The organism is Promicromonospora xylanilytica (assembly GCF_054782895.1).
This window is the reverse complement of record NZ_BAAGRP010000072.1, coordinates 58,896-71,823: the sequence shown is the minus strand read 5'-3', so window position 1 is coordinate 71,823 and position 12,928 is coordinate 58,896. Positions and strand designations below refer to the sequence as shown.

11 protein-coding genes are annotated in these 12,928 nt (G+C 74.2%); 4 read left to right on the top strand and 7 right to left on the bottom strand.

The annotated features are described in order from the left end of the window. Nucleotides 1-9: 9 nt before the first annotated feature. From ACYVK7_RS21735 to ACYVK7_RS21725, 3 genes are all read right to left on the bottom strand, one after another. Nucleotides 10-426, bottom strand: a complete 417-nt coding sequence (locus ACYVK7_RS21735) for a DUF1232 domain-containing protein (protein ID WP_460889806.1) — start codon at nucleotides 424-426, stop codon at nucleotides 10-12. Between the two features lie 84 nt (nucleotides 427-510). After that, the gene (locus tag ACYVK7_RS21730; RefSeq protein ID WP_460889805.1) at nucleotides 511-1,194 is read right to left on the bottom strand and encodes a YdcF family protein; all 684 of its coding nucleotides are present in this window, start codon (nucleotides 1,192-1,194) and stop codon (nucleotides 511-513) included. 84 nt (nucleotides 1,195-1,278) lie between these two features. Beyond that, on the bottom strand, nucleotides 1,279-1,623 hold the full coding sequence (locus tag ACYVK7_RS21725; RefSeq protein ID WP_460889804.1) for a helix-turn-helix domain-containing protein: 345 nt from the start codon (nucleotides 1,621-1,623) through the stop codon (nucleotides 1,279-1,281). Nucleotides 1,624-1,802: 179 nt separating this feature from the next. Between ACYVK7_RS21725 and ACYVK7_RS21720 the strand changes: the two genes are divergently transcribed. The 3 genes from ACYVK7_RS21720 to ACYVK7_RS21710 are packed head-to-tail and all read left to right on the top strand — an operon-like array spanning nucleotide 1,803 to nucleotide 7,833. Next, the gene (locus tag ACYVK7_RS21720) at nucleotides 1,803-3,320 is read left to right on the top strand and encodes a DUF3375 domain-containing protein (RefSeq protein ID WP_460889803.1); all 1,518 of its coding nucleotides are present in this window, start codon (nucleotides 1,803-1,805) and stop codon (nucleotides 3,318-3,320) included. Continuing rightward, entirely contained in the window at nucleotides 3,317-4,030 is a 714-nt protein-coding gene (locus ACYVK7_RS21715; protein ID WP_460889802.1) for a DUF4194 domain-containing protein, read from the top strand. The genes ACYVK7_RS21720 and ACYVK7_RS21715 overlap by 4 nt, the downstream gene beginning before the upstream one ends. After that, nucleotides 4,027-7,833 carry an ATP-binding protein gene (locus tag ACYVK7_RS21710; protein WP_460889801.1) on the top strand — a complete coding sequence of 1,269 codons (3,807 nt, stop codon included), beginning with the start codon at nucleotides 4,027-4,029 and terminating at the stop codon, nucleotides 7,831-7,833. Before ACYVK7_RS21715 ends, ACYVK7_RS21710 begins: the two co-directional genes overlap by 4 nt. Nucleotides 7,834-7,876: 43 nt before the next feature. Here ACYVK7_RS21710 and cofE read toward each other — a convergent pair whose 3' ends face one another. Beyond that, entirely contained in the window at nucleotides 7,877-8,650 is a 774-nt protein-coding gene (cofE, locus tag ACYVK7_RS21705; protein ID WP_460889800.1) for a coenzyme F420-0:L-glutamate ligase, read from the bottom strand. A 116-nt stretch (nucleotides 8,651-8,766) separates the two neighbouring features. Between cofE and ACYVK7_RS21700 the strand changes: the two genes are divergently transcribed. Continuing rightward, nucleotides 8,767-10,284, top strand: a complete 1,518-nt coding sequence (locus ACYVK7_RS21700) for a serine/threonine-protein kinase (protein WP_460889799.1) — start codon at nucleotides 8,767-8,769, stop codon at nucleotides 10,282-10,284. A 7-nt stretch (nucleotides 10,285-10,291) separates the two neighbouring features. Here the strand turns inward: ACYVK7_RS21700 and ACYVK7_RS21695 are convergent, their stop codons facing one another. From ACYVK7_RS21695 to ACYVK7_RS21685, 3 genes are read right to left on the bottom strand one after another with little or no spacing between them, the layout of a single operon-like run. Next, nucleotides 10,292-11,284, bottom strand: a complete 993-nt coding sequence (locus tag ACYVK7_RS21695) for a TIGR03557 family F420-dependent LLM class oxidoreductase (protein WP_460889798.1) — start codon at nucleotides 11,282-11,284, stop codon at nucleotides 10,292-10,294. A 30-nt stretch (nucleotides 11,285-11,314) separates the two neighbouring features. Beyond that, complete coding sequence (locus ACYVK7_RS21690; RefSeq protein WP_460889797.1) at nucleotides 11,315-12,175, bottom strand: hypothetical protein; 861 nt, start codon at nucleotides 12,173-12,175, stop codon at nucleotides 11,315-11,317. Nucleotides 12,176-12,185: 10 nt separating this feature from the next. Further along, on the bottom strand, nucleotides 12,186-12,926 hold the full coding sequence (locus ACYVK7_RS21685) for a DUF6597 domain-containing transcriptional factor (RefSeq protein WP_460889796.1): 741 nt from the start codon (nucleotides 12,924-12,926) through the stop codon (nucleotides 12,186-12,188). Nucleotides 12,927-12,928: the final 2 nt, after the last annotated feature.

Here is a 12,928-nt window from a genome sequence, read left to right as displayed (position 1 = left end):
ACGCCTGCGTCAGCGCCGGGGCTTGCGGTTCGTCACGTCCTCCGCGGTACCGGGGATCGTCTTGTCCGTCGCATACGTGCCCGGCGTCGCGGTCGACGAGGCGCCCGGGGCGCCACCGCCCGGCGTCGAGGTACCGCCGCCCGGCGTCGACGTGCCCGCGGTCCCCTTCCCGGCGCCGCCCGACGTCGCGCCCCCTGCCGTGCCCGGCGCGGGTCGGTGCTTCCGGAACCGCTGGACCGCCTTGTACAGGGTGACGCCGGCGATGATGATCGCGATCGCGTCGTCCCCGAGACCGAGCGGCCCCAGCACGCTCTCCGACAGGAGGTCGATCGGGCTGGCCACGTACCCGGCGCCCGCGATGAACGTGAAGATCTCCTGCCAGGTGAACTTCCTGGGATCCTTGCCCCGCTTGCTTTCCTCGCCCATGCCCGGAACGTAACGGAGAACGTGGCGACTCGCCAGGGATGTTCGAGTCGTCCGATTCGTGACGTCCGACTCATGACCCCGCGGTCAGACGTCGATCGGGCGACGGTCCTCCACGAGCCTCGACGTGTAGCCCGCGGCCACGAGCCGGTCGAACGCGCCGACCACCTCGTCGGGCACGTCCTCCTCGTGGGAGATGAAGCCGCGGTCGGCGTAGAGCGTGAGGCGCTGGGTCTCGCCGACGAGCATGTCGACCACCCGGTCGGCGTCGCCGATCGTCCCGAGGTATGCGTCGAGGTCCAGCGGCCGCGACACGCACAGCACGTCGACGTCCGGCCACACGACCCGGCACGTCGCGAACGCGCGGCGCTGCTGGTAGGGGTGGGAGACGAGCAGCACGGACGTCGGCTCGACCTCCCGCTCGGCGAGCAGCTTGCGGCTGTACTCCAGGTTCTCGCTGGTGTTGGTCGCCGCCGGCTCGACGAGCACGGCGTCCGCCGGGACACCCCGTGCGATCGCGTGGTCGCGGTAACCGAAGGCCTCCCCCTCGGGGAACGCGTCGACCGTGGTGGGCGCGTTGGCGCCGGTGAAGACGATCTGCCGGAACAAACCTTCGAGGTAGAGGTCGGCCGTGTAGTCGGCCACACCCAGGTCGTGACCGCCCAGGCCGATGCAGACGTCGACCGGTCGCGGCTCGTGCTGCAGGTCGTGGAACGCCCACAGTGTCTCTACGTCCTCCCGCGCTTCGGCGGGGATCATGACGTTCGGCATATGACGACCATATTGCTCAAGGGAATCGCGGGCACAACCTGAGTGGAGATGCACGCCCGGATTCTGCGGCAATCGCGCGTAATGTCACAACCTGTACGGACGGGACGCACCGCCCTGGCGGTCAGGGTCGTCGTCGTCGCCCGCGCCCGTCCGCTCGCCGGCGCCGACCCCGACCTGGCCGTCCTCGAGCTTGCCCGAGAACAGGTCGTAGTACTGCAGGTGCAGGTGGTAGCCGGCACCCAGCGCGATCCGGCGGATCATGCCGAGGGTCGGCTCGATCTGCCCGGACTCGATGCGGCTGATCGTCGACGTGGGTACGCCGGCCAGCACTGCCAGTGAACTCATGCTGAGCTCTCGCTCGGCTCGGATCCTGACAACGATCTGGGCTGCTGTCGTGAGCAAGGCGCCCTCCCGTCGACGCTCGACCATCGAAACGTGCCATGACGCACGACAGGGCTCGCCCGAAAAATGAGGATCAATTTTTCCGGCAAGCCCTGTGGGGCCGACTCTATACGTCTATGCCCGTCGCGGCTCATCGACGCGGCGGGTGTCGCATGTTTCCTCCGGGGGTGCCACACCGACACGTTGGCCTACTACCCTCAGCCCTCATGGGTACTGCGAGCTCACCGGGTGACGCCACCGTGCCCCGGCAGGCCGCCGGGCACGGGTCGGCTCGGCGTGGCCAGGCGGCGCGCGGCGTGCGCGCCCTTCTGCAGGAGCACCCCGCGTGGGTGCTGCTCCGGTCGAGGAACGCCGCCGCCGCCGTGGTGCTGCTGGACCGCAATCTCGGCGCGTCCCGCCGCAGGCTGCCCGTCGAACAGCTCGCGACGAGGATCGACGACGATCTGCCCGAGCTGCGCCGCGCGGGCTTCGAGCTGCCCTACTCCGGCTACTTCTACGTCTCCGAGTGGATCGACGAGGGTGTGCTCGTGCGGCGCCGTACCGCGCAGTCCGCGGGTGAGCCGGGCGCCGAGACCCTCGAGCTGTCCGACGGCGCCCTGCTCGCCATCCGCTTCGTCTCCCGCCTCAGCAAGCCGCACCCCGCCGTGACGCCGTCGCGGCTCAGCACCGTGCTCGACGGCCTGCACGCGCTGGCCACCGACGCCGACCCGGACCCGGAGACCCGCCTGGCCGCCCTGCTCGAGCAGCGCGCGGCCCTCGACGCCAGGATCGAGCGCGCCCGGCGCGGCGACTCCGAACCCCTCTCGTCCGACGCTGCCGTCGAGCGCGCCCGCGAGATCCTGGCGCTGGCCGGCGACATCCCGGCCGACCTGGCGCGCGTCCGCACGGAGCTCGAACGCACGGACCGCGAGCTGCGCCGACGGCTCCTGGAGTCCGACGGCTCCCGCGACACGTTCCTCGACGACATCTACCGCGGCGTGGACCACCTGGCCGAGTCCGAGGCCGGGCGCGGCCTGGTCGCGTTCCGCGAGCTGCTGCGGCAGGCGGAGCACGCGGCGCAGGACGACGTGGGCCGGGTGCTCGACACCGTCCACCTGGCCCCGTCCGAGGCCTCCGCGCTGCGCCGTCTGCTACCCGGCCTGCAGGACGCCGCCGACGAGCTCACCGACACCATGGCGGTGCTGCGCCGCGCACTGCAGCGCATGGTCCGCTCGGGCGAGCTCCCTGCCGAGCGCACGCTGCGCCGCCTGCTCGGCCAGGCGCAGGACGCCGCGGTCGCCACCGCCTCCGACGTGACCCCGGGCACCCCGATGCGGCTCACGCTGCCGCTCGGTGCCGTCGGTCCCCGGTCGGTGGGCGGATTCCGTCCGCACAACCCGGGGGGCGAGGACGCCGAGGCCCCGGCGGCCGCGCCCGCCCTGCCGCCGCGAGCCGTCTCGCTCACGGCGCTGCGCGCCCTGGCCCGCGACTCCGAGATCGACGTGGACGAGCTGCGCGGCCACGTGAACGAACGCGTCGACGCGGTAGGCCGCGCCACCGTCGCGTCGGTGCTCGCCGCGCACCCCGCCACCCAGGGCGCCGCGAGCGTGATCGGCCTCCTCACGCTCGCGGAGCAGAACGGCGCGGCCACCGGCAGCCGCGAAGACGTGAACTGGCGGTCCTCGCGCGGTGTCGCGCGGCGGGCCGTACTCCCCCAGCACCAGTTCGAGGAGCGTGTCCCGTGACCGAACCCAACGCGACAGGAGCCGGCCCGGCCCGCCCTGGCTCGACGGACCTCCGCGGCGCACGCCCGGGGCGGCCGGCCGGCAGCGGGACCGCCTCGGCGCCACCGGCCGCGGGCAGCGGCGCCGACACCGGCGCGGGCGGTCACCTCTGGCCCGGCGACCACGGCACGCTGCCGGCGCCCGCCCGCCTCGCCCTGGCCCGGCTGGTGCGCGGGCCCTACCTCGCCGCGGAGTCCGACCCCGACACCTGGCGCGCGCTCCTCACGAACGAGGACGTCGTCCGCGAGCGCCTCGCCGACCAGTACCTCGACCTGGTCGTGGACGCCGAAGCGGAGGTCGCGTTCGTGCGCGACGTGCCCACCCCGGATGCGCCCCAGGTGGTGCGCGAGCTGACGCTGACGTTCCTGGACACCGCGCTGCTGCTGCACCTGCGCGCCCTGCTCCTGGACTCGGCGGACGGGCGGGTGGCGATCAGCCGGGACGAGGCCGCCGACCACCTCGGCATGTACCGGCGGCGCGGTGGTGGTTCGCCCATGGACTTCACCCGGCAGCTGGACGCGACGTGGGCCCGGCTGATCGAGTCGGGCATGCTGGAGCCGCTCAGCGGGGACCGGTGCGTGGTCTCGCCGGTGCTGCGCACCGTCTTCGGCGCGGACCAGGTAGCGGCCCTGAGCGCCGAGTACGCACGACTGGCGAAGGAGAGCGAATGAACACGGCCCACCCCGGACAGTGGCGTCTCGCGCGGATCGAGCTGGTCAACTGGGGCACGTTCGCCGGGCACCACGTGGTGCCCGTGCCGCGCGAGGGCTTTCTGCTCACCGGCCACTCGGGTTCGGGCAAGTCGTCCCTCGTGGACGCCGTCGCCGCGGTCCTGACGCCGCCGGAGCACCTGCGGTTCAACGTGGCCGCCGCCGGTACGGGGGCGACCGAGCGTGAGGCGGGCGACCGGGACGTCGTGTCGTACGTGCGTGGCGCGTGGCGGCACCACACCGACGAGAGCACCGGCGAGGTGGTGGCCGACCACCTGCGCGCCGGGGCCACGTGGTCCGGTGTGCTGCTGCGGTACTCGGACGGCAGGGACGGGCCCGACGGCGTCGTGACGCTGGTGCGGCTGTTCCACCTGACGCGCGGCTCGTCGACGCCGGCGACGCTGCACGTGGTGCTGCCCTCCGACGCGGGCCTGCTGGACTTCGAGCGGTACGTGCGCTCGGGACCCGACGCCGCCGGGGTGACCGCCGCGTGGCCGGAGGCCACGGTGAGCGAGCGGCACGGGCCGTTCGCGGCCGCCTTCACCCAGGCGCTGGGGATCGGCTCGGAGCAGGCGCTGGTGCTGCTGCACCGCACCCAGTCGGCGAAGAACCTGGGCAGCCTGGACGACCTGTTCCGCGGGCACATGCTGGACGAGCCCAGCACGTTCGAGCTGGCGGCCGAGGCCGTGCACCAGTTCGCGGACGTGGCGCGCGCCTACGCCGACATCGAGACGTCGCGGCGGCAGATCGAGCACCTGAGCCGACTGGCGACCCTGACCAAGGCGTACGACGAGGGCTCGGCGGCGGGGGTCCGTGCCGCGACCCTGCGGGGCTCGCTGGAGACGTTCAAGGACGCGTGGAAGCTCGAGCTCGCCCACGGCGCGCTGGCGGAGTCGCGGGCGGCCGAGGAGCGTGCGCAGCACCACCGCCAGGCGGCCGACACCGAGGTCGACGTCGCGGCGAACACGCACCAGCAGGCGGTCAACGTGCTCGGCGCACGGGGCGGGCAGGCGCTGGCCACGCAGGCCGACCGGCTCCAGCGGGCCGGCGAGATCGCCGCCCTGGTCCGTACGCGCCGCGGCGAGCTCGCGACCGACCTGGAGTCGGTCGGCATGAACATGCCGGAGACGTTCGGGGAGTTCGCGGCGCTCAAGGAGAAGGCCCGCTGGGAGCTCGGCGGCGCGAAGCCGCTGGCCACCGGCGCCGTACCGACCCTGACGGGAGCATTGCCCGCCGTCACGACGGGTCAGCTGTCCGCCGTCGCGACCGGTCCGGTCCCGTCGGTCCCCGCGAGGACGGCGACGGGGGCCGTGCCGTCGGTCGCCACGGGCGCCGTGGCCACCGTCGGGCGGTCGCGCGCGCCCGAGGCGCTCGACGCGACGATCCGGGAGGCGCTGGCGGCACGCTCCGCCGTCGCGCACCGGCACGAGGGCGTCGCCGCACGGATCCAGGCCGTACGGCAGACGCAGACGAACGTGCCCGCCGAGCTCGCCACCGCGCGGCAGGCGGTGGCGGACGCCGCTGGTCTCGACGTCTCCGTGCTCCCGTTCGCGGCCGAGCTGCTGCGCGTCCGGGAGGAGGACGCCGACTGGCGCCCCGTGCTCGAGGGGGTTCTGCGGCCGCTGGCCACGCTCGTGCTCGTCGCGCCCGCGCACCGTGCGGCCGTCGCCGCCGCGGTGGAGGCCGGCCCGGGTCTGCGCTACCGCGTGGTCGGCGTGCGCAACGACGCGCCCCGGTCGACCGACCCCGCCTCGCTGGTGCACAAGGTGGAGGTGCAGGACGGCCCCATGTCGGGCTGGCTGCACCGGCGCCTGTCGGAACAGTACGACTACCTGTGCGTGGACGACCCGTCGGGGCTGGACCGGCACGAGCGGGCCGTGACCCGCGAGGGTCTCGTCAAGCACGGGCCGGAGGAGATCGAGCAGCCGCTGCTGCCCGGTGTCGAGGACTGGGCGCTCGGCTGGGACGCCGACGACCGCCTCGACCAGCTGCTGGAGCTGGCGCGCGAGACGCAGGCCCGCCTCGCCGAGGCGGACGCCGCCGTGGCCGACGCGGTGGCGGAGCAGCGCGAGGCCGTACGCCGCCAGCTCACGCTGCGGCACGTGGCGCGCCGGGAGTGGCGCGAGGTCGACATCGAGACGGCCGAGGCCGACCTGACCGACGCGCAGGCGTCGTTCGACCGGCTGCTCGACGGCACGATGGACCTGCTGCAGGCGTCGCAGGACGTCGCGGCGGCCGAGACCCGGCTGGACCAGGCCCGGGCCGCTGCCGCCAAGGCGGCCGACGCCCTGGCCGAGGCGCGCGCGCACCGCCGCTCCCTGGAGCGGGTCGTCGCGGAGCTGGGCGACGCCCCGCCCCACGCCATCCCGCTCGCGCACCGCGAGGAGCTGGAGAAGCGGTACGCCGCCGTCCGTCAGACGGTCACGCACGACGTGATCGATGACGTCTCGCTGACCGTGTCGCGCACCCTGGACGCCGAGCGGGAGGCCGGGCTCCGCACCTCCGGGGCCGCCGAGCGGGAGATCGTCGGGCTGCTGGCCGAGTTCCGGCGCCGCTGGCCCGCCATCACCCGCGACCTGACGGCGCAGGTCGGTGACCGGTCGCGGTACCTGGAGGCGCTGGAGCGCATCCGGACCTCCCGCCTGCCGGAGCAGGAGGCACGCTTCTCCGACCTCCTGACCGACCAGGCGCGCCGCGCCCTGCGCAAGCTCGCCGCCGAGATCCGGCAGGCGCCAGCGGCCATCCGGGAGCGGATCGTCGGGGTCAACGCCTCGCTGCGCCGCTCCCCGTTCGACACCGACCGGTTCCTGGAGATCCGCGTCAAGGAACGCCGTCCCACGGCCGTCGAGGAGTTCCTCGCGACCCTCGACGCGCTCACCGGTGACACCGAGCCCGAGTACGAGGTGCTGGAACGGCTGGTGCGCCGGCTCGGGTCGAGCGACCCGGCGGACCGCGCCTGGCGGTCCCTGTGCCTGGACACGCGACGACACGTGCACTTCACGGGCGTCGAGGTCACCGCGGGCGGTATCGCGCTGGCCGTGCACGACTCGTCCGCAGGTCTCTCCGGCGGCCAGCGCCAGAAGCTCGTCGTGTTCTGCCTGGCGGCGGCACTGCGTTACCAGCTCGCCGGGGCGTCCGACTCCGGCACGCCCGCCTACGGCTCGATCCTCCTGGACGAGGCCTTCGACAAGGCCGACACCGCGTTCACCCGCACCGCGATGGACACGTTCGCGGCGTTCGGGTTCCACATGATCCTCGCCACGCCGCTCAAGCTGCTGCAGACGCTCGAGGACTACGTGGGCGGCATCGGCCTGGCGACCTGCCGGGAGATGCGGGAGTCCCGCGTGGACGTGGTGCTGCTGGAGTCCCCGCTGCCCGACGTCCCCCCGGTCCCCTCGTCCACTCGGGGTGGGACGGGCGGTGCTGCGGGCACCGGCGCGGCGCCCGCGACGCCGGCGCCCGCGACATCTGCCCCGGCACTTGCCCCCGCCGCTCCGACCGCCGACGCGGGCACGGCTACGCCGCCGCGCGGGCTCCCCACGGTGCCGCCGCCGCCTCCGGCCGCTCCGGCTGCTCCGGCCACTCCGGCCACTCCGGCCGCTCCGGCCGCTCCGGAACCGGATTCAACAGCGGCATCCGACACGGCCTCGGACACGGCCTCGGACACCGCACCGGAGCCGGACTGGTCGGTCACCGTAGCCCCGGAGGAACGGGACGATGTGCCGCCGGTGGCCCGGATGACGTCCCGCCGCCCGTCTCTCTGAGCGGTGGCCTACGGAGCACCGGGCGTACGAGGCGGCTGGCGGCTCAGCGTGCGCCGTCCGCCAGGCCGCGGGCGTAGGCCTCTGCCGAGCCCTCGCGGAACAGGTCGTCGGCGCTGGCGCGCACGAGCACCCGGGCGCCCGGGCCGTCGTCGTCGGTGACGTGGTGGCCCAGGCCACGCACGACGGCGACGGCACGCCCGGTCGACTTGCCCCGGACCAGCTCGGAGGCCGAGGCGATCTCGTCGACGACGGCGGTGACCGTCACGTTGAGCGGCCGGCCATGTGCGTCGGTACTGCCCCGCAGGTCGTCGGTCGGGCTGATCCCCGCACAGCCGATCGCGATGTCGACGAGGGCGTCGCGCCAGGGGCGGCCCACCGTGTCGGTGACGACCACGCCGATCCGCCGCAGGCCGAGCCGCTGAGTAAGGCCGGCGCGGATCGTGCGGGCCGAGACGTCGGGGTCGACGGGCAGCAGCAGTACCGTGCCCTCCGGCGTGTTGCTCGCGTCCACCCCCGCGGCGGCCATCACGAGGCCGAGCTTGTTCTCGACGATCCGCAGCGGCGGCAGGCCGGGACGCTCGCGCTGGGCGACCACGCGGACGGTCTCGTCCGTGATGGCCTGTTCGCGGTCGTCGGCGGCCACGACCCGCCCCTCCGCCTTGGACACGATCTTCGAGGTCACGACGACGACGTCGCCGTCGCGCGGCCGGTCCTGCTCGTCCGAGGCGGCCAGGAGGTCTGCGATCAGCCGGCCGAGGTCGTCGCCGGAGGTGATCTCGGGCAGCCCGTCAGGGGCCCAGATGCGCAAGTGTTCCACTGGACCATCCTCACACCGCGGCGGTCCATCTCGGTGCGGTACTGTGCCACGCGTCCACGCGCAGTTTGTCCGGTTCGTGATGGAAGCGGCAGGGCATCGACAGGGGGAAGCATCCGGTGTTGCACGATCCGCTCGCTCCGAGGACGGTTCCCGTACCGGAGCCGGCGCCACTGCGGCCGGGCGAGCCACGCGCCATCGGACCGTTCCGGATCCGGAGCCGGCTCGGCAGCGGCGGCATGGGTGACGTCTACCTCGGGACGGGGCGCCGTGGCCAGCAGGTCGCCATCAAGCTGATCCGTGGTGCCCAGCTCGACGACGACGAGTTCCGCGCACGGTTCCGGCGGGAGGTGCGTGCGGCGGCCAAGGTGCGCAACCGGTTCATCGCGAACCTCGTCGACGCCGACCCCGACGCGGAGATTCCGTGGCTCGCCACCGAGTACGTGCAGGGGCCGACCCTCTCGCAGGCGTTGGCCGCACAGGGACCGCTGTCGCGGGACGCCGTGCTGAACCTGGTGGCCGGTGTCGCCGAGGCGTTGCACGAGATCCATCGCGCCGGGCTGGTGCACCGCGACGTCAAGCCGGCCAACGTGATCCTCGGTCCCGACGGCCCGCGCCTGATCGACCTCGGCGTGGTGGCCTCGCTCGACGCGACCCGGCTGACCCTGACCGGGCAGCCTGTCGGCACCCCGATGTACATGGCGCCGGAACAGGCGACGGGCAGCCGCGCCGCGGCAGCGGCCGACGTCTGGGCGCTGGGGGCGCTGGCCTACTACGCCGCCACAGGCCACCACCTCTTCGAGGGCGACCACCCGGCGGTGGTGCTGTACCGCGTCTCCTCCGCGGAACCGTCCTACGGCGACGCACCGGAATACCTGCGGCCGCTCCTCGACGCCTGTCTCGTCCGGGATCCGGACGGACGGCCGCCCCTCGGGGAGATCCTGCGCTCGCTGGGGGTGCAGGACCCCGCAGGCGCCACCCTCGTGGTCGGCCCGCCGGGCCGGGTGCGAGAGGTCACGCGCACCGCCCGCCGGAAGGTGCGGGGCAGGCCCTTCGTCGTGCTCGGGTCCGTGGCCGCGGGAACCGCGGTGCTGGCCGCCGTGGCGTTCGGCGCCTGGACGGTGCTCACGGAGGACAGCGGGGTACGTGACCAGACCCCGATCCCGCCCTCGGCGCAGGAGCCGTACGACGCCGAGGCCTCGAACGCCCCCGCTGCGCCGAGCGCCGGGCCTGTGACGGACCAGCCCGGACCGGCAGCGGACGGGAGCGAGAGCAGCCCGTGGGCGCAGGGCACGGAACGGCGGCTGGCCGGCGGCTCGTGCTGGCACGTCAGTGTCGACCAGGTGCAGGGGCGGCAGGTCACGCTGACGCTGTCGTGCGACCAGGTCGGCACGAGCACGTACGGACACCCGACGCCGAGCGCGTGGCTCCGGGTCTACGCGGTGGCGCAGGACGGGACCGTCGAGCGCAGCGCGCCGGAGGACGCCGGCCCGCAGGACACGTTCTGGGCCCTCGGCAACCTGCCCGACCGGGCGCCCGTGACCGCCACCGTGACCCTGCCGGACGTCGGGCCGCTGGACACGGTCGCCGTGCAGAACAAGGACAGCACCGGCTGGTACTGGGCGGCCGGTCGCTGACCGACCGTCACCGCACCAGCTTGGGCAGCACCTCTCGGCCGAAGGTCTCGATCCACTCGCGCTGGTTGCGCCCCACGTTGTGCAGGTAGATGCGGTCGAAGCCGAGGTCCACGTACCGCTGGATCGAGGCCCGGTGCTCGTCCGGGTCCGCGGAGATCAGCACCCGGCCCTCGAAGTCCTCGGGCCGCACCATCCGGGCCAGCTGCGCGAAGTCGTGCGGCGAGCGGATGTCCGACCGGGGGAACCGCATGCCGCCCACCGGCCACTCGGTCAGGGCGTTGGTGACCGCCTCGTCGTGGCTGGGCGCCCAGGAGAGGTGCAGCTGCAGCGCCTTCGGCATCCGCCCCGGGTCGCGGCCCGACTCGCGAGCACCGTCGGCGAACCGGGTCAGCAGCGATGACATCCGCTCGAGGGGCGCGGCCTGGGTGATGAGCCCGTCCGCCGTCCGCCCGGCGCGGCGGGCGGTGACGGGACCCGCCGTCGCGACCAGGATCTCGGGTGCCGCCTCGGGCATGGTCCACAGCCGCGTCGACTCCAGCTTGAAGTACGTGCCGGAGTGCTTGACGTCCCGCCCGGCCAGCGACCCGGCGAACAGCTTCCTGATGATCTCGACGGCCTCGAACATGCGGTTGATCCGCTCGGCGGCCTCGGGCCAGTACCCGCCCACCACGTGCTCGTTGAGCGCTTCCCCCGAGCCGACGCCGAGCCAGTGGCGGCCCGGGTTCATCGCCGCGAGCGTCGCCGACGCCTGGGCGACCACGGCGGGGTGCCACCGGAACGTCGGCGCCGTCACCGGGCCGAGGTCGCCCGTCGTGTGCTCCGCCGCCGCCGCGAGCACGTTCCAGACGAAGCCCGCCTGGCCCTGGTGCGGGGTCCATGGCTGGAAGTGGTCGGCGGCCATGATGCCGGAGAAGCCGTGCGTCTCCGCGTGCGCCGCCAGCTCCACCGCCGTCCGGGGCGCGAACTGCTCGAGCATCGCGGCATAGCCGATCGTGACCACGGGACCAGCGTAGACGGCGACGCGGGCCGGTCAGAGCCGGCCGTGCAGGCGGAGCGTGCGCAGAGCCCCGAGGGTGACGATGCCGCGCCAGTCCACGGTCTGGCCCGGCGACCAGTGCAGGAAGTCGAAGTCCCAGCCGCCGTCGTCCAGCTGTTCGTGCTCCAGCCGGTCGAGCTCCGCCGAGATCTGGGCCTCGGTGAACAGGGCCCGGCTGGGCGCCCCCGGCGTCGGGGAGATCGTCAGGGGCGTGAGCCGCTCGTCCTCCTGCCCGCCCTCGACGGCGATCGTGCCGTCGGCCGCGAGGGCGGGTCGCAGCCGTTCGACGGCGGACGCCGCACGGTCAGGCTCCGGCACGGCGTCGAGGAACTGGACGGCGAACGTGACCGTGTAGCCGCCCACCAGGTTCTCGCCGTCGAGCTGCGCCCAGCACCACGTGGTGGCTTCCTCCAGCCAGGGGTGCTCCACGCCGAGCTCCCAGAGGTGCCCGGCGATCGCGAACGTGAGCATGCCGCCGTCGTTCGGCCGCATCCACGGCGCCGCGGGGTAGCGGGCCGCGGTCGGTAGCACGTGCGGCACGCGTCCGTCGGACAGGGTGACACCGGCCAGCCAGTCGGCGGTCCCGGTCGCCAGCGGCAGGACCGCCGGGTCGGCGGTGCCGAGCTCGGCCAGCACCTCGAGCGCCGAGAGGGCACCCGAGACCTGGCTGTCAGGCCCACGCAGGTCGGGTTCCAGGGCGTGGCCCCACCCGCCGTCCTCGTTCCGGTAGGGACGCAGCGCGTCCAGGACACGTCCGCCCGGCGCGCCGTCGAACAGCACCGCGAGGCGGTGCCGCTCCAGCAGGCGGGCGTCGTCGTAGAGGAACCGCTTCGCGGCTTCGAGGTCGATGCTCATGGTCTCGACGTTATGCGGCGGTCAGTGCGGCGTCTTCCAGGAATCGGACGGGTGTGCGGCCGGTCAGCCGGCGCACCTCGTCCGACATGTGGGCCTGGCTCGCGTACCCGGCGAGCAGGGCACGCTCGGCGAGCGGGGTGCGGTCGGCGAGCGGGGCGCGGTCGGCGGTCAGCCCGATCAGCCGGCGCAGGCGGGCCACCCGCCCGAGCATCTTGGGCCCGTAGCCCACGGCCGTGACGGTGCGGCGGTGCAGGTGGCGCTCGCTCACCCCCAGGTCCCGGGCGACGCCGGCGATGCGTGCCCCGGGCACCCCGAGCATCCGCGCGGCTGCCGCGACGAGCTCGTCCCGCTCCGCCCTGCGGTGCAGCACGGTGCGCGCGAGCAGGTTCAGCCGGCCCGCCGGGTCCGCCCCGTCGAGCGCCTCGGCGAGCGCCGGACCGACGTCGGGCCACAGGTCGGCCAGCGGCACGCGCCGGTCGCGCACCTCCGACGCGGGGAGGCCGAGGACGGCGCCCGCCGCCCCGGGCCGGAGCCGGATGCCGCTCGTGCGCGACGCCGCTGCCCCGCGGGGCGCTGACACGACCGGGCCGGTGTCGGCGCCGACCACCACCAGCTCGCCGTCGAGCCGGACCAGGTCCACGCACCCGTCGGGGATGATCCGCTGCTCGTGCCCCGCCGGCACCTCGTGCTCCCACAGGCAGGCCACGACAGGTAGCAGGCCGGTGGGTGGGGCGAACTCACGGTAGGTCACCC